The organism is Kitasatospora sp. NPDC001309, assembly GCF_042896295.1.
Taxonomy (GTDB): Bacteria; Actinomycetota; Actinomycetes; order Streptomycetales; family Streptomycetaceae; genus Kitasatospora.
Genome location: NZ_JBIAXC010000060.1, coordinates 1 through 18,845 on the forward strand (window position 1 = coordinate 1; position 18,845 = coordinate 18,845).

General features: G+C 72.5%; 14 protein-coding genes. 8 read left to right on the forward strand and 6 right to left on the reverse strand.

All coding sequences use genetic code 11. The annotated features are described in order from the left end of the window. Nucleotides 1-112: 112 nt before the first annotated feature. Both ACFY2K_RS38430 and ACFY2K_RS38435 read right to left on the reverse strand, forming a co-directional pair. Nucleotides 113-574 carry a GNAT family N-acetyltransferase gene (locus tag ACFY2K_RS38430; RefSeq protein ID WP_380532709.1) on the reverse strand — a complete coding sequence of 154 codons (462 nt, stop codon included), beginning with the start codon at nucleotides 572-574 and terminating at the stop codon, nucleotides 113-115. 99 nt (nucleotides 575-673) lie between these two features. After that, nucleotides 674-1,465, reverse strand: coding sequence for a VOC family protein (locus tag ACFY2K_RS38435; protein WP_375896981.1), 792 nt, complete (start codon nucleotides 1,463-1,465; stop codon nucleotides 674-676). Nucleotides 1,466-1,665: 200 nt separating this feature from the next. Here ACFY2K_RS38435 and ACFY2K_RS38440 point away from each other — a divergent pair, with 200 nt between their 5' ends. The 3 genes from ACFY2K_RS38440 (at nucleotide 1,666) to ACFY2K_RS38450 (ending at nucleotide 6,677) form a co-directional block, all read left to right on the forward strand. Further along, a complete protein-coding gene (locus ACFY2K_RS38440; protein ID WP_387717293.1) occupies nucleotides 1,666-3,900 on the forward strand; it encodes an ATP-dependent RecD-like DNA helicase in 2,235 nt (744 codons plus the stop codon). Between the two features lie 225 nt (nucleotides 3,901-4,125). Further along, the gene (locus ACFY2K_RS38445; protein ID WP_375896975.1) at nucleotides 4,126-5,415 is read left to right on the forward strand and encodes a citrate synthase; all 1,290 of its coding nucleotides are present in this window, start codon (nucleotides 4,126-4,128) and stop codon (nucleotides 5,413-5,415) included. 542 nt (nucleotides 5,416-5,957) lie between these two features. Further along, nucleotides 5,958-6,677 carry an SDR family NAD(P)-dependent oxidoreductase gene (locus ACFY2K_RS38450; protein WP_375896972.1) on the forward strand — a complete coding sequence of 240 codons (720 nt, stop codon included), beginning with the start codon at nucleotides 5,958-5,960 and terminating at the stop codon, nucleotides 6,675-6,677. Nucleotides 6,678-6,760: 83 nt separating this feature from the next. On the opposite strand, the gene ACFY2K_RS38455 is transcribed toward ACFY2K_RS38450, so the two are convergent. From ACFY2K_RS38455 to ACFY2K_RS38465, 3 genes are all read right to left on the reverse strand, one after another. Then, nucleotides 6,761-9,103 (reverse strand): heavy metal translocating P-type ATPase, encoded by a 2,343-nt coding sequence (locus ACFY2K_RS38455; protein ID WP_387717295.1) that lies wholly within the window; start codon nucleotides 9,101-9,103, stop codon nucleotides 6,761-6,763. 62 nt (nucleotides 9,104-9,165) lie between these two features. Beyond that, the gene (locus ACFY2K_RS38460) at nucleotides 9,166-9,384 is read right to left on the reverse strand and encodes a heavy-metal-associated domain-containing protein (RefSeq protein ID WP_375896966.1); all 219 of its coding nucleotides are present in this window, start codon (nucleotides 9,382-9,384) and stop codon (nucleotides 9,166-9,168) included. Between the two features lie 101 nt (nucleotides 9,385-9,485). Further along, nucleotides 9,486-10,427 (reverse strand): PrsW family intramembrane metalloprotease, encoded by a 942-nt coding sequence (locus ACFY2K_RS38465; RefSeq protein ID WP_375896963.1) that lies wholly within the window; start codon nucleotides 10,425-10,427, stop codon nucleotides 9,486-9,488. A gap of 231 nt (nucleotides 10,428-10,658) precedes the next feature. Between ACFY2K_RS38465 and ACFY2K_RS38470 the strand changes: the two genes are divergently transcribed. Further along, nucleotides 10,659-11,828, forward strand: a complete 1,170-nt coding sequence (locus tag ACFY2K_RS38470) for a PP2C family protein-serine/threonine phosphatase (RefSeq protein WP_375896961.1) — start codon at nucleotides 10,659-10,661, stop codon at nucleotides 11,826-11,828. Between the two features lie 307 nt (nucleotides 11,829-12,135). Here the strand turns inward: ACFY2K_RS38470 and ACFY2K_RS38475 are convergent, their stop codons facing one another. Then, a complete protein-coding gene (locus ACFY2K_RS38475) occupies nucleotides 12,136-13,083 on the reverse strand; it encodes a ferritin-like domain-containing protein (RefSeq protein ID WP_380593536.1) in 948 nt (315 codons plus the stop codon). Between the two features lie 303 nt (nucleotides 13,084-13,386). Here ACFY2K_RS38475 and rimP point away from each other — a divergent pair, with 303 nt between their 5' ends. From rimP to infB, 4 genes are all read left to right on the forward strand, one after another. Then, a complete protein-coding gene (gene rimP / locus ACFY2K_RS38480) occupies nucleotides 13,387-13,926 on the forward strand; it encodes a ribosome maturation factor RimP (protein WP_387717299.1) in 540 nt (179 codons plus the stop codon). Between the two features lie 53 nt (nucleotides 13,927-13,979). Beyond that, the gene (gene nusA / locus ACFY2K_RS38485) at nucleotides 13,980-14,981 is read left to right on the forward strand and encodes a transcription termination factor NusA (protein ID WP_375896999.1); all 1,002 of its coding nucleotides are present in this window, start codon (nucleotides 13,980-13,982) and stop codon (nucleotides 14,979-14,981) included. A gap of 76 nt (nucleotides 14,982-15,057) precedes the next feature. Further along, the gene (locus ACFY2K_RS38490; protein WP_188306572.1) at nucleotides 15,058-15,351 is read left to right on the forward strand and encodes a YlxR family protein; all 294 of its coding nucleotides are present in this window, start codon (nucleotides 15,058-15,060) and stop codon (nucleotides 15,349-15,351) included. 231 nt (nucleotides 15,352-15,582) lie between these two features. Next, entirely contained in the window at nucleotides 15,583-18,744 is a 3,162-nt protein-coding gene (gene infB / locus ACFY2K_RS38495) for a translation initiation factor IF-2 (protein ID WP_375896996.1), read from the forward strand. Nucleotides 18,745-18,845 lie beyond the last annotated feature (101 nt).

Genomic DNA, 18,845 nt, shown 5'->3' on the forward strand with positions numbered 1-18,845 from the left:
CGATGGTACTGCAGGGGGGACCCTGTGGGAGAGTAGGACGCCGCCGAACAATCATTCAGAAAAGGCCCACCCGGGTGACCGGGTGGGCCTTTTCGTATTTCCGGGGAAGATGTCAGAGCTGCCGCTTGAATCCGAGGTGCGAGGCCGTGAAGCCGAGTCGCTCGTAGAACCGGTGCGCGTCCGTGCGGGTCGCGTCCGAGGTGAGTTGGACGAGGTCGGCGCCGAGTTCGCGGGAGCGCTCGACGGCCCACTCGATCAACTCGGTGCCGAGTCCGCTGCCGCGTTCGTCGGCGTGGATGCGGACGCCCTCGATGATCGTGCGGGTGGTGCCGGCCCGGGAGAGGCCCGGGATCACCGTGAGCTGGAGGGTGCCGACGACGCGGCCGGCGCGTTCGGCGACGACCAGGTGCTGGTGCGGGTCGCGGTCGATGCGGGTGTAGGCGGTGCGGTAGGGGGTGAGGTCGTCGGGGCTCTCGCGGGTGGCGCCCAGCGGGTCGTCCGCGAGCATGGCCACGATCGCCGGCAGATCGCCTTCGCCGGCCCGTCGGATCGTCAGAACAGCCGTTTCAGTCATGATCAGAGGATAAGGAGGGCCGAGGGGGTCGGCGGACTCTGTCTACGCCCGTAGCGTGCCTCCAGGGCCCGCTGTGGCCCACCACGGTCCGATGCCGGGTCACTCCCCGGGCCCGGCGCTGGTGATGACGGCGAAGACGGCTCCGTGCCGGTCCAGCAGCTGGGCGAGCCGGCCGACCCCGTGGAGGTCCGTCGCCGGGATCCGGACCTTCGCGCCGAGCCGGTCGGCGATGGCGAGGCAGGCGTCCACGTTGGGGACCTCGAAGTAGGGGAGCCAGTGCGAGCGGGTGCCGCGGGCGGTGTGCTCGGGGCTGAGCTGGAGGATGCCGCCGTGGGCGTCGTCGGTGCCGCCGCCGGACGGGGTGAGCACGGTGTAGAACGCCTCGCCGAGCGGGACGTCCTGTTCCTGCCAGTCGAAGACCGTGCGGTAGAAGGCCTTGGCCCGTTCCGCGTCGACGCTGTAGCACTCGGCCCAGCAGAGGCTGACCTGGTCGTTGACGACGTCCAGGCCGCGGGTGTCGTGCGGCTGCCAGACCGCGAAGTCGGCGCCGGTCGGGTCGGTGTAGCCGGCCATCCGGCCCGCGGTGAAGACGTCGAAGGGGGTGAACCGGATGCGGCCGCCCGCCTGTTCGACCAGGTCGGTGGTGCGGTCGGCGTCCTCGGTGGTGAAGTAGAGGGTCCAGCCGGGGAGCGCGCCCTCCTCGGCGAGCGGGCCGAGGGCGGCGACGGTGCGGCCGTCGAGCTGGAAGAAGCCGTAGCCGCCGGCTTCGGGGCCGGCCGAGTCGAAGGTCCAGCCGAACAGCGCGGAGTAGAAGTCGACGGAGGCCCGGGTGTCGGGGCTGCTCAGGTCGAGCCAGTTCGGGGAGCCGGGGCGGAAGTCGGTGTTGAGCATGGCGGCACTGCTCCTCGGACGGGTCCCGTGCGGGCGCGGGCGCGGTCGACGACCCCCTGGACCCTTTCAGCCTGGCACCTCGGTCGGGGCGGTGCACGGCAGGCCCGGCGGGCGGTCCGGCGGGCGGTCCGGACCTGTCCGCGCCGGGCGGTACGGTGCGTAACGGAATGGTCCACCCGTACCGGTCGAAGGGGGCTCCGGTGGGCAAGCAGGTGCAGTCGGGGCAGGAGGTGCCCCGCCAGCTCGCGCAGGTCGAGGGCGTGCTGGAGCGGATCACCTACGCCAATGAGGAGACCGGCTACACGGTGGCCCGGGTGGACACCGGCCGGGGCGGGAACGACCTGCTGACGGTGGTGGGCGCGCTGCTGGGGGCGCAGGTCGGGGAGTCGTTGCGGCTGCACGGGCGGTGGGGCTCGCACCCGCAGTACGGGCGGCAGTTCACGGTGGAGAACTACACCACGGTGCTGCCCGCGACCGTCCAGGGCATCCAGCGGTACCTGGGCTCGGGGCTGATCAAGGGGATCGGGCCGCGGTTCGCCGAGCGGATCGTCGAGCGCTTCGGGGTGGAGACCCTGGAGGTGATCGAGAACGAGCCGGGCCGGCTGATCGAGGTGCCGGGGCTGGGGCCCAAGCGCACCAAGAAGATCGCCGCGGCCTGGGAGGAGCAGAAGGCCATCAAGGAGGTGATGGTCTTCCTCCAGGGGGTCGGGGTGTCGACCTCGCTGGCGGTGCGGATCTACAAGCAGTACGGGGACGCCTCGATCGGGGTGGTGCGCAACGAGCCGTACAAGCTGGCCTCGGACGTCTGGGGCATCGGCTTCCTGACGGCGGACCGGATCGCCCAGGCGGTGGGCATTCCGCACGACAGTCCGGAGCGGGTGAAGGCGGGCCTGCAGTACGCGCTGTCGCAGAGCACCGACCAGGGGCACTGCTACCTGCCGGAGGAGCGGCTGATCGCGGACGGCGTGAAGCTGTTGCAGGTGGACGTGGGGCTGGTGATCGACTGCCTGGCGGAGCTGGTCGCGGCGGAGGGGGTGGTGCGCGAGGCGGTGCCGGGGGAGGCGGGCGAGCCGATCACCGCGGTGTACCTGGTGCCGTTCCACCGGGCGGAGATCTCGCTGGCCAACCAGCTGCTGCGGCTGCTGCGTTCGGACTCCGACCGGATGCCGTGGTCGGCGGAGGTGGACTGGCCGGTGGCGCTGGAGTGGCTGGCCCGGCGGACCGGGGCGGCGCTGGCGCCGGAGCAGGAGCAGTCGGTGCGGCTGGCGCTGACCGAGAAGGTCGCGGTGCTGACGGGTGGTCCGGGCTGCGGCAAGTCGTTCACGGTGAAGTCGATCGTGACGATGGCGCTGGCCAAGCGGGCGAAGGTGGTGCTGGCGGCGCCGACCGGGCGGGCGGCCAAGCGGCTGGCGGAGCTGACCGGGGCGGAGGCCTCGACGGTGCACCGGCTGCTGGAGCTCAAGCCGGGCGGTGACGCCGCGTACGACCGGGACCGGCCGCTGGACGCCGACCTGGTGGTGGTGGACGAGGCCTCGATGCTGGACCTGATCCTGGCGAACAAGCTGGTCAAGGCGGTGCCGCCGGGCGCCCACCTGCTGTTCGTGGGGGACGTGGACCAGCTGCCCTCGGTGGGGGCCGGTGAGGTGCTGCGGGATCTGCTGGCCGAGGACGGGCCGATCCCCTCGGTGCGGCTGACCCGGATCTTCCGGCAGGCGCAGCAGTCGGGCGTGGTGACCAACGCGCACCGGATCAACGAGGGGAAGCCGCCGTTGACGGAGGGTCTGGCGGACTTCTTCCTGTTCGTGGAGGACGACACCGAGCGGGCGGCCGGTCTGACGGTGGACGTGGTGGCCCGCCGGATCCCGCAGAAGTTCGGCTACGACCCGCGCCGGGACGTCCAGGTGCTGGCGCCGATGCACCGGGGCCCGGCGGGGGCGGGGAACCTGAACACCCTGTTGCAGGGGGCGGTGACGCCGGCCCGGGAGGGTCTGGCGGAGCGGCGTTTCGGCGGGCGGACCTTCCGGGTGGGGGACAAGGTCACCCAGATCCGCAACAACTACGACAAGGGGCGGAACGGGGTCTTCAACGGCACAGTGGGAGTGGTGACCGCCCTCAGCGTGGACGACCAGCGGTTGACGGTGCTCACCGACGAGGACGAGGAGGTGCCGTACGACTTCGACGAGCTGGACGAGCTGGCCCACGCCTACGCGGTGACGATCCACCGCTCGCAGGGAAGTGAATACCCGGTGGTGGTGATTCCGGTCACCATGTCCGCTTGGACGATGCTCCAGCGAAACCTGCTCTACACGGCTGTGACCAGGGCGAGGAAACTCGTCGTGCTGGTCGGGTCACGGAAGGCGATCGCGCAGGCTGTGAGGGCCGTCAGTGCAGGTCGGCGGCACGCCGCGCTGGATCATCGACTTGCTTCTGGATGATTATCCAACAGGATGGTTGCCTCTAATGTTCTCTTGACGTGAAGAGATTTACGGCAGAGCCTAGGGTGGTGCCGATCTTGTCCGGTTCGTACCGGCAGGGGCAGCAGGTTTTGTAGGGGCGGGCCCTTCCGGGCCACCCCGGGTGCGCGACTGTCCTCCGGATGGGGGATCGTGGAGTCAGTCAGGGCACCTTGGAAGAGGATTCATTTCGTCGGTGAGGAAGACGTGAGCGACAACTCGGTAGTACTGCGGTACCAGGACGGCGAGTACGAGTACCCCGTCGTCGAGAGCACTGCGGGCAACTCCGGCTTCGACATCTCGAAGCTGCTCCCGCAGACCGGCCTGGTCACCCTGGACAACGGCTTCGGTAACACCGCCGCGTACAAGTCCGCGATCACCTTCGTGGACGGCGACAACGGCATCCTGCGGTACCGCGGCTACCCGATCGAGCAGCTCGCCTCGCAGGGCGGCTTCATCGAGACCGCGTACCTCCTGATCAACGGTGAGCTGCCCAACGCGGCCCAGCTGGCGGAGTTCAACCGCGAGATCACCCAGCACACGCTGCTGCACGAGGACGTCAAGCGCTTCTTCCAGGGCTTCCCGCGGGACGCCCACCCGATGGCCATGCTGTCCTCGGTGGTCGGCGCGCTCTCCACGTTCTACCCGGAGAGCCACAACCCGTTCGACGCGGCCCAGCGCCACCTGTCGACCGTCCGCCTGCTGGCCAAGCTGCCGACGATCGCCGCGTACGCGTACAAGAAGGCGATGGGCCAGCCCTTCGTCTACCCGCGCAACGACCTGAGCTACGTCGAGAACCTCCTGCGGATGACCTTCGCCGTCCCCGCCGAGGACTACGAGCTCAACCCGGTCATCGTCAACGCCCTGGACAAGCTGCTCATCCTGCACGCGGACCACGAGCAGAACTGCTCCACCTCCACCGTGCGCCTGGTCGGCTCCAGTCACGCCAACCTGTTCGCCTCGATCTCGGCGGGCATCTCGGCGCTGTGGGGCCCGCTGCACGGCGGTGCCAACCAGGCCGTCCTGGAGATGCTGGAGAGCATCCAGAAGGACGGCGGCGACGTCGACGCGTTCATCACGAAGGTGAAGAACAAGGAAGCCGGCGTCAAGCTGATGGGCTTCGGCCACCGCGTCTACAAGGCCTTCGACCCGCGCGCCGCGCAGGTCAAGCTGCTGGCGCACGAGGTCCTCGGCCAGCTCGGCAAGAGCGACGAGCTGCTGGAGATCGCGCTCAAGCTGGAGGAGCACGCCCTCAAGGACGACTTCTTCATCTCGCGCAAGCTGTACCCGAACGTGGACTTCTACACGGGTCTGATCTACCGCGCCATGGGCTTCCCGACCAGCATGTTCACCGTGCTGTTCGCCCTCGGCCGGCTGCCGGGCTGGATCGCCCACTGGCACGAGATGATCAACGACCCGACCAGCCGGATCGGCCGCCCGCGCCAGATCTACACCGGCACCGCGATCCGCGACTACGTCGAGCTCGAACAGCGCTGACGTCGCACCGCACCGAAAGGGGCCCGGCCGCTGCTGAGCGGCCGGGCCCCTTCGCGTCCCCGCCCGCGGACCCGGAAGGCCCGCGGACGGGGACGGAACCGTACGGCGCACGACTCCGGGGCCGGCCGCGACCGGGGACGGCCGCTCAAAGCGTCCCTGGCCCGCCACAACCCCGGCGCCGTGCGCGAAGGCCGTCGAGGATTCGACGACCGTTCCCGGGGCCCGCCGGAGCCCCGTCGGCGACAGCCCGCCGGAAGTGCGGGGACACATTGCCGTTGATCGTGCCCCGCCCAGCGGAAAAACTGCCGCACTACCAACCTAAGACGTATCAGGGTGCGAGAAGTTACGCCCGGGGGGTGTGAGCTGCCTCTCGCCACGCTCCGTAGGCACCTCGTACCGCGCCCATATCACACCTTCCCTCGCGCACGACGTCACCCTCCCCGCAGTCACGGCAACCGAGCGTGATAGGAATCGTGGCATTCCGGTACGGACCGTCGCGCCCCCTCGTCGCGCGACGGCGGAACTGGGGAGGGAGTGCGCAGATGGCCAGGAACGTCGTCGTCACCGGCGGTGGCACGGGAATCGGGTACGAAGTCGCGCGGCGGTTCGCCGAGGCGGGTGAGCACGTGGTGATCGTCGGTCGGCGCCGGGCCGTCCTGGAGAAGGCCGCGATCGACCTCGGGCCGAACGTCACCCCGCTGGTGTGCGACCTCGCCGACCCGGACGCCGTGGAGGCCGCGCTGGCGGAACTGCCCGAGCGGATCGACGTGCTGGTGAACAACGCCGGCAGCCGGGAGACCGTGGTCGGCGGCGGGCCGCACGCCCTGCTGGCCCGCTGGCGCGGCGACTTCGAGCGCAACGTGCTGACCGTGGTGCTGCTCACCGAGTCGATCCGGGACCGGCTCACCCCGGGCTCCGGCCGGGTCGTCACCATCAGCTCCATCGCCGCCCTGCGCGGGGCCGGCTCCTACGGTGCGGCGAAGGCCTCCCTGCACGCCTGGAACCACTTCCTGGCCGCGCAGTTGGGCACCTCGGGGATCACCGCCAACATCGTCGCGCCGGGCACGGTGGCCGGCACCGAGTTCTTCGGGCCGCGGCTGGATGAGCCCGAGGTGGCCCGCCGGGCGGCGCGCACGCTGCTCGGCCGGATCGGCGAGACCGGGGAGGTCGCGGCGGCGGTCACCTTCCTCGCCTCGCCCGAGGCCGGGTTCATCACCGGCGAGATCCTGCACTGCAACGGCGGGGAACTGCTGGGGCGTTGAGGCGTCGAGGCGCTGCGGCGTCGGTGCGTGACGAGGGGCCCGGACCGGGGACGGTCCGGGCCCCTCGGGCCGTCCGGCCGGGCTCAGGCGGCCCGGAAGCGGCGCAGCCGGAGGCTGTTGCCGACCACGAAGAGCGAGGAGAAGGCCATCGCGGCCCCGGCGATCATCGGGTTCAGCAGTCCGGCGGCGGCCAGCGGGATCGCCGCGACGTTGTAGCCGAAGGCCCAGCAGAGGTTTCCCCGGATGGTGGCGAGGGTCCGGCGGCCGAGCCGGACGGCGTCGGCGGCGGCGCGCAGGTCGCCGCCGACCAGGGTGAGGTCGCCGGCCTCGATCGCGGCGTCGGTGCCGGTGCCCATCGCCAGGCCCAGGTCGGCCTGGGCGAGCGCGGCCGCGTCGTTGACGCCGTCGCCGACCATCGCCACGACCCGGCCCTCGGCCTGGAGGCGGCGGACCGTCGCCACCTTGTCCTCGGGCAGCACCTCGGCGATGACGTCCCGCGGTGCGACGCCGAGCTCGGCGGCCACCGCCTCGGCCACCGTGCGGTTGTCGCCGGTCAGCAGCACCGGGGTCAGGCCCAGGGCGCGCAGCCGGGCGACGGCCTCGACACTGGTCGGCCGGAGCGCGTCCGCCACCTCCAGGACGGCCCGGGCCCCGCCGTCCCAGCCGACCGCGACCGCGGTGCGGCCGGCCGCCTCGGCGGCGGTCACGGCGCGGGCCAGGACGGGCGGCAGGGGCTGGGCGTGGTCGGCCAGCAGGGCCGCCCGCCCGGCCGTGACCGTACGGCCGTCCACGACGCCCTGCACGCCCCGGCCGGGCAGGTTGCGGAAGTCCCGGACCGGCGGCAGTGCGCCGAGGCGGTCGGCGGCGGTGGTGGCGATGGCCCGGGCGATCGGGTGCTCGGAGGCGTGCTCCAGGGCGCCGGCCAGGCGCAGCGCCTCGGCCTCGGTGACCTCCTCGGCGGTGTGCACGGCGAGCAGGGTCATCCGGCCGGTGGTGACGGTGCCGGTCTTGTCCAGGACGACGGTGTCGACCCTGCGGGTGGTCTCCAGTACCTCGGGGCCCTTGATCAGGATGCCGAGCTGGGCGCCGCGGCCGGTGCCGACCAGCAGGGCGGTCGGGGTGGCCAGGCCCAGGGCGCACGGGCAGGCGATGATCAGCACGGCCACCGCGGAGGTGAACGCCGCGGTGGGGCTGTCGGTGGCCAGCAGCCGGCCGACCAGGGTGGCAAGGGCGATCAGGATGACCACCGGGACGAAGACCGCGGAGATCCGGTCGGCCAGGCGCTGGGCGGCGGCCTTGCCGTTCTGGGCCTCCTCGACCAGCTTGGCCATCCGGGCCAGCCGGGTGTCCGCGCCGACCCTGGTGGCCTCGACCACCAGCCGGCCGCCCGCGTTGACGGTGGCGCCCGTCACGGTGTCCCCGACGGCGACCTCGACCGGGACGGACTCGCCGGTCAGCATCGAGGCGTCCACCGCGGAACTGCCCTCGACCACCGTGCCGTCGGTGGCGACCTTCTCGCCGGGGCGGACCACGAAGCGGGTGCCGACGGTCAGCCGGTCCACCGGTAGCCGGACCTCGCGCCCGCCCCGGAGCACGGTCACGTCCTGGGCGCCGAGGTCCAGCAGGGCGTGCAGGGCCGCGCCGGCCCGGCGCTTGGCGCGGGCCTCCAGGTGGCGGCCCAGCAGGATCAGCACGGTGACGGCGGCCGCGGTCTCCAGGTAGAGGCTGGCGGCGGGGTCGGTGTCGCCGACCGTGAGCGAGAACTCGTGGTGCATGCCGGGCAGGCCGGCGTGACCCAGGAAGAGGGACCAGCAGGACCAGCCGAAGGCGGCCAGGGTGCCGAGCGAGACCAGGGTGTCCATGGTCGCGGCGCCGTGCTTGAGGTTGGTCCAGGCGGCGCGGTGGAAGGGCAGGCCGCCGTAGAGGACGACCGGGCCGGTCAGGGCGAAGGCCAGCCACTGCCAGTCGGTGAACTGCAGGGCGGGGACCATCGAGAGCAGCACCACGGGGACGCCGAGCAGGGCGCTGATCAGCAGGCGCTCGCGCAGCGGGTCGGTGGCGGGGCGCCCGGCCGGGCCGGGGCGGCCGCCGTGCGCCGGGTGCTCGCCGTGCCCGGGGTGGTCGCCGAGCGCGGGGTCGGAGCCGGGCTCGGGGTCGGAGCCGGGCTCGGGAGCGGCGGGGGCCGGGGGCGGGGGGAGTTCGGCGGTGTAGCCGGTCCGCTCGACGGTCCCGATCAGCTCCTCGACCGTGACGCCGGGGCCGAAGTCGACCCGGGCCTTCTCGGTGGCGTAGTTGACCGTGGCCTCGACGCCGTCCATCCGGTTGAGCTTCTTCTCGATCCGGGCGGCGCACGAGGCGCAGGTCATCCCGCCGATCGACAGCTCGACCCGGTCCCGTGCCCCGACGCCGGGGGCGGAGGTGGTCATGCGGAGGGCTCCTAGGGAGTGGTGGCGGGGGCCCGGGCGGGCCCCCGCCGTACCGGGGTGGCTCAGACCGCGGGGCCGACCAGCTCGTAGCCGGCCTCGTCGATCGCGGTGCGGACCTGCTCCTCCGCCAGCGGGGCGGTGGAGGAGACCGTCACGGTACCGGCCTGGGCGTCGGCGGCGACCTCGGTGACACCGGCCAGCGCGGACAGCTCCTCGCTGATCGCCTTCTCGCAGTGGCCGCAGCTCATGCCGGACACGGTGTAGGTGATGGTGCTGGACATCGGGGCCTCCTGGAGGTCGGTGCTGGTGCTGGATCTCCTGCTTCTCCAGCTCTTCGAACACCATACCCCTCTGGGGTATTTCTCGGAGGGGCGGGCGACGGTCAGGCCGGTACGGAGGGCTGCTGTGCCGGGATCGGCGCGGTGGGCTCGCTGCGCACCAGCAGCCTCAGCCAGAGCAGCCCTCCCAAGGAGACCACGAGCAGTCCCGCCGTGTCGTACACGGTGTACAGGTGGACCTGCTCGCTCGACGGGTTCGGCATGTAGCCCAGGTCGAACAGGGCGCGCTGGAAGTCGCTCGTGGTGGTCCGGGCGACCAGCCAGACGGCGATGCCGCTCGTGCTGTCCCACAGCGCGTGCAGCAGTGAGACGCCCAGGTAGGTGAGCAGCAGCGGGGTGGTGAGGCGGAAGCGCCCGCCGCGCCGCTCCCGGAACAGCACCCCGCCGATGATCGCCGTCCACAGGATGTGGCCGACCGGGGCGAGCACCCCGCGCAGGATCTCCGTCTCCACCAGGTCGTCCAGCGACAGCCCCTGGATGCTCAGCACCGCGTTGAACGCGTACCCGGCGCTCTCGAACGCGGCGAACCCGGCGCCGACGGTCGCGCCCAGCACCAGCCCGTGGCGCAGCCCGCTGACCCGCAGCCGGCGGCTGACCAGCACCAGCGCGGCCAGCTTGACCGCCTCCTCGATCAGGCCGACTCCCGCGTACATCCACACCGAGGGGGAGAGCAGGTACGTCTCCAGGACCGAGGCGCCCAGGACGCCGATCACCCCGCCGATGCCGAAGCAGGTGAAGATCCGGTCCGGGCCGAGGTCGGCCGCGTAGCGCTCGTACGCCCAGATCACCACCGTGGCCGGGACGAGGAAGCTGCCCAGCAGCACGATGGTCGGGACCAGGTTGCTGTTGTCGGTGAAGAAGGTGACCAGGACGGTGCAGGCCCAGAGCAGCAGGCCGGTCAGGAAGAACTTGAGCCAGTGGTGCGGCCGGGTGGCCGTCCGGGCGGGGGGTGCGGTGATGCGCGGCGTGGGTCGGTATCCGGACACCGGGCAGGGCCTCCTCTGAGTAGCCGCTTCGGTCGAACTTTATGACAAATCGGGCAATAGGGACTTATGGGGGTGGGGCGAGCGAGGTGGGCGGGGTAGGCGGGGCGAGCGAGGTGGGCGGGGTAGGCGGGGCGAGCGAGGTGGGCGGGGTAGGCGGGGCGAGCGAGGTGGGCGGGGCGGGCAGGGTGGGTGGGGTGGTTCGGGGTCGTGATCGTCCCTTATGTTCGGTATGTGTTCCCGATCCGCCGTGCCCAGTCGCCCTCGGCCCCCACCGCCGCCGGGCTGCCACCGGACCGGCGGCGCGGCGCCCTGAGGGTCGTCGACCTCCAGGACGTGCCGCTCCGGTGGCGGGCCGCCCCGGCGCTGCTCGCCGTCCTGCTGGTCGCACTCGCGGACCTCCTCTCCGGCAAGGACCGGTACCTCGCACCGCTGATGACCGTCGTCCCGGCCGTCGCCGCGCTCACCCTCAAGCCCGGCGAACTGCTCGCCGTCTGCGCGGTCGGGCTGGTCGCCGTCTTCGGACTCAGCCACTACGACCAGGTCGACAACATCAACGACGCCCGCTTCCTCTACGGTGCGATGGTCAGCTATCTGGTTCTGACGCTGTTCTCGGCCTGGGTCGCCAAGATCCGGATGCGGCGGGCGGCCGCCTTCGCGGCGGTCAGCTCCGTCGCCGAGGCCGCCCAGCGGGCCCTGCTGCGGCTGCCCGGGCCGGCCGTGGGGCCGCTGCGGCTCGCCGTGCGGTACGTGTCCGCGGCGGACGCCTCACGGATCGGCGGGGACCTCTACTCGGTGCTGGAGACGCCGCACGGCACCCGGGTCGCGGTCGGGGACGTCCGGGGCAAGGGGCTGGCGGCCGTCCAGACCGCGGCGGTGGTGCTCGGCGCGTTCCGCGAAGCCGCGTACGACGAAGCCGGACTACGGGGCGTCGCCTCGCGGATCGAGGCCAGCGTCGAGCGGCACGTGCCGGACGGGGAGTTCACCACGGCGCTGTTCGCCGAGTTCCGCCGGCCCGGCGAGATGGAACTGCTCCAGTACGGGCACGTCGCGCCGATCCGGGTGGACGGTGAAGGGCGGGCCCACGTACTGGACGCGCCCGACCCGTGGGTGCCGCTCGGCCTCGGGCGGCTCGCGACCGGCGAACCGGCCACCTGGGGGCAGCCGTTCGGGACGGAGGACGTCCTGGTGCTGTACACGGACGGGGTGATCGAGGCGCGGCACCGCAGGAGCGGGGAGTTCTATCCGTTGGCGGAGCGGGTCGGGCCGCTGGTGCGGGGAGCTGCGCGCTCGGCGGGGGAGTTGGAGGCGGCGGTGGGGCGGGTGTATGCGGATCTGCTGGCGCACACGGGTGGGGCGTTGCGGGATGACGCGTTGTTGTTGCTGATTACGCGGACGGACTGAGGGGGGCGCTGCGCGGGGCTTGGGTGTGGGGGTGGGCTTTCGGGAGGGTGGGTGACGCCGGGGGCGGTTCCGGGGGTGGGTGCTCCGGCGGCTGGGTGATTTTCCGACTGCCGACTCTGTGGGTGGGGTGTGCAGACCGTTGGCAGTCTGAAAATCACCCGTTACGCCGCTCTCCGCACCCACCCCCTCCACCGCCCCCTCCCGCAGCGCGTCCCTCTCGCCTTGGGCGGGTGGGGGAGGTGGGGGGTGAGGGGGTGGGAGGGGGTGATGGGGAGGCGGGTGGGGAGGCGGGTGGGGGTGGTGCGGGTCAGGACTGGGTGGGGGTGGGGAGGGGGGTGGGGATGCCGGGGAAGGGGGTGTCGGGGGCGCCCCAGCGGTGGGCGCGGAGGGTGCAGTCGCGGAGGGCGGTGGCTGCGGTGGGGCGGTGGGGGGCGGGGAGGTCGGCGACCAGGTCGGCGTAGACGGTGGTGAGGCTGGTTTCCAGGTGGGCGGCGAGGTTGGTGGCGGTGGTGGGGTCGGTGACGGGGAAGGGGAGGCGGTAGCCGGCGGCGGCGGGGGTGGGGGTGGCGCCGAGGGTGGTGACGAGGCGTTGCCAGGCGTCGCGCTGGGACTGGTGGGCGGCGTAGGCGGTGCGGGCGTCGGTGCGTTGCTGGTCGTCGGGGAGGTGGGCGCCGACGACTCCGTAGCCGTAGACGGCGGCGTGTTCGGCGCTCAGGGCCTTCTGGAGGGCGGGGAGGGGCGTTCCGGGGGTGGTTGTTCCGGGGGTGGGGCTCGGGGTGGGTTGTTCGACGGGGGCGCCCAGGGCTGTGGCGTGCAGGGTGTTGGCGGCGGACACCGAGGCGAGCAGGCGGGCGAGGGGCGGGCGGGCGGCGGAGAGGTCGGCGAGGTGGGACTGGGCGGTTCGGTGTTCCAGGGCGGCCAGGGTGGCCGGGGTGGTGGTGCTGCTGGGGGTGGGGGTGGGCGGGGGTGTGGAGGTGGTCGGCAGGCCTTGGGCGAGGGCGGCGCGGTGTTGGACGGTCTCGGCGCGGAGGGTCTGCAGCAGGGGGGTGCGGTCGCCGGGGGTGGTGAGGAGGGTGTCGTAGGCGGCCAGCAGGGTGTCGGTGGCGGCGACGGCGCGGAGGCGGACGGGGTGGTCGGTGTCCGGGCCGGAGGCCTTGGGGTCGGGGGGTGTGGCTCCGTCGGTGCCGGTGGTGCAGGCGGCGGTCAGGGTGATCAGTCCGAGGGCCAGGAAGGTCCGTCGGCTGGGCGGCTGCATCGGGGTCACTCCGGAGCGGGTACGGGAGGGCGGCCTCCCCTGCCTGCCCTCGTTGGGCTGAATCTTCGCAGAACCCCCACGATTGCGGGTGGTGTCGGGGGGTTCGGTGCGGTGGGCGGGGTGGTGTGAGCTTGCTCGCAGTGGGTGGCGTGCGACCGGTCGGGGAGGTCCGGAATCGGTGGTTCGCGGCTTCACCGGCTAGGCTTTGGGCCGAGCTGCCGTGACCCGGTGCGCGTCCCGCGGGGCGCGGAGGGCACGGGGCGACCTCTGACAACAGCAGACGCGGCCGAGGAGTCCACCCGGATGAGCACCACCCACACCGACCGGCTGCGCGCGTTGCTGGAGCCGCTGGCCGTCCAGGCCGGACTGGACCTGGAGGACGTCAAGGTCACCAAGGCGGGCAGCCGTCGGCAGGTGCAGATCGACGTCGACACCGACGGCGGCGTGGACATGGACGCGATCGCCGAGTTCAGCCGGGTGGTCGGCGAGGCCCTGGACGCCTCGGACGTCATAGGGGACGAGCCCTACCTGCTGGAGGTCGGTTCGCCGGGCGCGGAGCGCCCGCTCGAACTGCCCCGGCACTGGCAGCGTGCGGAGGGGCGGCTCGCCAAGGTCCACCTGGTCGACGGCGGGGAACTGGTCGCCCGGGTGCTGGAGGCGGACGAGGACGGCGCGCTGGTGGAGGTGCAGCCGGTGAAGGGGCGCGGCCGTCCGAAGGAGCGCCGGCTGGAGTACGTCGAGGTGGCGCGGGCCCGGGTCCAGGTCGAGTTCAACCGCAAGGACGACGAGCAGCTCCTGGACGAGGCCGCCGACTTCGACGAGGGGGACGACGGCGCCGAGTGATCCGGCCGCCGTACGACCATCATGAACGTGACGAAAGACGAGGAGGCGTAGCCGTGGACATCGACATGAGTGCCCTGCGCACGCTGGTCAACGAGAAGAACATCCCCTTCGACCTGCTGGTCGAGTCCATCGAGTCAGCCCTCCTCACCGCGTACCACCGCACCGAGGGCTCGCGCCGTCGCGCCCGGGTGAACCTGGACCGCAAGAGCGGCCACGTCACCGTGTGGGCCATGGAGGACCCGGCGGAGCTGGACGAGGGCGTCGAGCCGAAGGAGTTCGACGACACCCCGAACGGCTTCGGCCGGATCGCGTCCAGCATCGGCATCCAGGTGATGATGCAGCGCCTGCGCGACGCCGCCGACGACCAGACCTTCGGTGAGTACGCGGGCAAGGAGGGCGACATCGTCACCGGTGTCGTCCAGCAGGGCAACGACCCGAAGAGCGTGCTGGTCGACATCGGCAAGCTGGAGGCCATCCTGCCGCCGCAGGAGCAGGTCCCGGGCGAGGACTACCGGCACGGCACCCGGCTCAAGTGCTACGTCGTCGCGGTGCGCCGCGGTGTCCGCGGGCCGTCGGTGACGCTGTCGCGCACCCACCCCAGCCTGGTGAAGAAGCTGTTCGCGCTGGAGGTCCCGGAGATCGCGGACGGCAGCGTGGAGATCGCGGCGATCGCCCGTGAGGCCGGCCACCGCACCAAGATCGCGGTCTGGTCGCGCCGGGCCGGGCTGAACGCCAAGGGCGCCTGCATCGGTCCGATGGGCTCCCGGGTGCGCGCCGTGATGGGCGAGCTGCACGGCGAGAAGATCGACATCGTCGACTGGTCCGAGGACCCGCGCGAGATGGTCGCCTCCGCGCTGTCCCCCGCACGGGTGACCAGTGTGGAGATCGTGGACCTCGCCCAGCGCTCCGCCCGGGTGGTCGTGCCGGACTACCAGCTGTCCCTGGCGATCGGCAAGGAGGGGCAGAACGCCCGTCTGGCCGCCCGTCTCACGGGCTGGCGGATCGACATCCGGCCGGACACCGAGGGCCAGGCCGAGGAATCGGCGGACCGGTAGTCAGCGTTGTCCCCGGCGTCCCCGCCGGTCCTCCGGGATCTATGGGGCGGCGCCATGTCGCTTCGGAGGGGTAGACTTGCCTTCGTCTGGCCGGACGCACGTCCGAGCACGCCCGGAACGCACCTGCGTGGGCTGCCGCAAGCGAGCGGCCAAGCACCAGCTGTTGCGTGTCACGGCGGTCGAGGGCGTCTGCGTCCCTGACCCCCGTGGCGCACTGCCGGGCCGGGGCGCTCACCTGCACCTCGATCCGGCCTGCCTCGACCTCGCGGTCCGCCGTCGGGCGTTCCCCCGGGCCTTCCGCCTCCAGGGAACGCTCGACACGGAGCGGCTCCGCGGGTTCATCGAGGAGCGGGCGGGCGGAGCCTCCTGAGGCGGGCCGCCCCCCGTGACGACCGCCGCTCATCGCGGCGGAGAACCACCGCAACAAGCACAGCGCTCGGGCAGCCGCGCGCTGTGCCACCAGTCAGGTACCTCGCGATGTGGAAGTAGGTCGAGATTGCGATGAGCACTCGATGAGTACGCGATGAGTACGCGATGGGTACGCCCATGAAGTAGCGACAGTCCGGCGGACGAGACCCCCGGACTCATAGACAGGAGTGAAGTGGCTAAGGTCCGGGTTTATGAACTCGCCAAGGAGCTTGGCTTGGAGAGCAAGGCCGTCATGGCCAAGCTCACCGAGCTCGGTGAGTTCGTCCGTTCGGCGTCCTCGACGATCGAGGCGCCGGTCGTGCGCAAGCTGACTGACGCGCTTGGTGTGGCCCCCACTGGTGGTGGCGCTGCCAAGCCTGGCCCGCGGAAGCCCGCGGCGCCCCAGCCCGCGGCAGGTGCCGCGGGTGCACCCAAGCCGGGTGCCCCGACCCCGGGTCCGCGGCCTGCCGCGACCCCTGGTCCCCGTCCGACCCCGGCCGCTGCGGCTCCCGCCGCGCCGGCCGCCCCCGCGGCTCCGGCCGCCCCGGCCGCCTCGCGTCCGGGTGCGCCGACTCCGGGCCCGCGCCCGGCCGCGCGTCCCGCCGCTCCGGCGGCCCCGGCCGCGCCCGCGGCCGAGTTCTCCTCGCCGGCTCCGGCCGGTGCCGACGCCCCGCGTCCGGCCACCCAGGCCCCGCGGCCGAGCGGCCAGGGCCAGGCCTCCGGCGGTGCCCGTCCGGGCCCGCGTCCGGCCGGCCCGCGTCCGGGCAACAACCCGTTCACCTCGGGCAGCGCGACCGGCATGGCGCGCCCCGGCGACCGCCGTCCGGGCGCGCCGGGTGCCCGTCCGGGTGCTCCGGGTGCGCAGGGCGGCGACCGTCCGCGTCCCGGTGGCGACCGTCCGCGTCCGGCCGGTGCTCCCGGTGCCGACCGTGGCGCCCCGCGTCCCGGTGGCGACCGTCCGCGTCCGGCCGGTGCTCCCGGTGCCGACCGTGGCGCCCCGCGTCCCGGTGGCGACCGTCCGCGTCCCGCCGGTGCCCCGGGTGCCGGTGCGCCGCGTCCCGGTGGCGCTCCGCGCCCCGACGGCATGCCGCGTCCGGCCGGTCCGCGCCCCGGCGCCCCGTCCCCGTCCGGCATGCCGCGTCCGAACCCGGGCATGATGCCGCAGCGTCCGGCTCCGGGCCCGCGTCCGGGCCCCGGCGGCCGTGGCCCCGGTGGCCCCGGCGGCCGTCCGGGTGGTCCGGGTGGCGCCGGTGGCGCCCGTCCGGGCTTCCAGGGTCGTCCGGCCGGTCCGGGCTCGCGTCCGGCCGGTGGCGGCGGCTTCGGCGGTCCGCGTCCGGGTGGCGGCGCCCCCGGTGGTGGCGGCGGCTTCGGCCCCCGTCCCGGCGGCTTCGGCGGTCGTCCCGGTGGCCCGGGTGCCCGTGGTGGCACGCAGGGTGCCTTCGGTCGTGGCCCGGGCGGTCGCCCGGCTCGCGGTCGCAAGTCGAAGCGGGCGAAGCGCCAGGAGTACGAGGCCATGCAGGCCCCGTCCGTCGGCGGTGTGATGCTGCCTCGCGGCAACGGCCAGACCGTTCGCCTGTCGAGCGGCGCCTCGCTGATGGACTTCGCGGAGAAGATCAACGCCAACCCGGCCGCGCTCGTCTCCGTCATGTTCAACCTCGGTGAGATGGTCACCGCGACCCAGTCGGTCTCCGACGCGACCCTCGAGCTGCTGGCCGGCGAGATGGGCTTCCAGCTGGAGATCGTCAGCCGGGACGACGAGGACCGCGAGCTGCTGGAGTCGTTCGACATCGACTTCGGTGCGAACGAGGGCGACGAGGACCAGCTGGCCCCGCGCCCGCCGGTCGTCACCGTCATGGGTCACGTCGACCACGGTAAGACCCGACTGCTGGACGCGATCCGCAAGTCCAACGTGGTGGCCGGCGAGGCCGGTGGCATCACCCAGCACATCGGTGCCTACCAGGTGGCGACGATCGTGAACGGCGAAGAGCGCCCGATCACCTTCCTCGACACCCCGGGTCACGAGGCGTTCTCCGCCATGCGTGCCCGTGGTGCCAAGTCCACCGACATCGCGATCCTGGTGGTCGCGGCCAACGACGGTGTCATGCCGCAGACGGTCGAGGCGCTCAACCACGCCAAGGCCGCCGGTGTGCCGATCGTGGTCGCGGTCAACAAGATCGACGTCGAGGGCGCCGACCCGACCAAGGTCCGCGGCCAGCTGACCGAGTTCGGTCTGGTGGCGGAGGAGTACGGCGGCGACACCATGTTCGTCGACATCTCCGCGCGCCAGGGTCTGAACATCGACCAGCTGCTGGAGGCCGTGGTCCTGACCGCGGACGCCTCGCTCGACCTGCGGGCCAACCCGGAGCAGGACGCGCAGGGTATTGCGATCGAAGCCCACCTGGACAAGGGCCGCGGCGCCATGGCGACCGTCCTGGTCCAGCGCGGTACCCTCCGCGTCGGTGACTCGATCGTCGTGGGCGACGCCTACGGCCGCGTCCGCGCCATGCTGGACGAGAACGGCAACAACCTCGCCGAGGCCGGCCCGTCCCGCCCGGTGCTGCTGCTCGGTCTGACCTCGGTGCCCCGCGCCGGCGACAGCTTCATCGTCGTCGACGAGGACCGCACCGCCCGCCAGATCGCCGAGAAGCGCTCGGCCCGCGACCGCAACGCCGCCTTCGCGCAGCGTCGGGTCCGGGTGTCCCTGGAGGACCTGGACAAGGCCATCGCCGCCGGCTCCATCGAGCAGCTCAACCTCATCATCAAGGGTGACGTCTCCGGTTCGGTCGAGGCCCTCGAGGACGCCCTCGTCAAGCTGGACGTGGGCGAGGAGGTCGAGCTCCGGGTGCTGCACCGCGGCGTCGGTGCGATCACCGAGTCCGACGTCGACCTGGCGATGGGCTCGGACGCCATCATCATCGGCTTCAACGTGCGCGCCGAAGGCCGTGCGCGCACCGCAGCCGACAAGGAAGGCGTGGACGTCCGGTACTACTCGGTCATCTACCAGGCGATCGAGGAGATCGAGAACGCCCTCAAGGGCAAGCTCAAGCCGGAGTACGAGGAGGTGCGCCTCGGCGCCGCGGAGATCCGCGAGGTCTTCCGCTCCTCCAAGTTCGGCAACATCGCCGGTGTCCTGGTCCGCGACGGCATCATCCGCCGCAACACCAAGGCCCGCCTGCTGCGCGACGGCAAGGTCGTGGCGGAGAGCCTCACCATCGAGGGTCTGCGCCGCTTCAAGGACGACGCGACCGAGGTCCGCGAGGGCTTCGAGGCCGGTGTCACCCTGGGGTCGTTCAACGACATCAAGGTCGACGACATCATCGAGACCTACGAGATGCGCGAGAAGCCGCGCGGCTAGTCGGTGTCAACCGGGGTCGGTCGACGGGTGGTATTTCCGTCGACCGGCCCCGGTCTCGCTGTGTAGGGTCCTGGGGTGTCGGCCGGTTCCGCGCCGACATC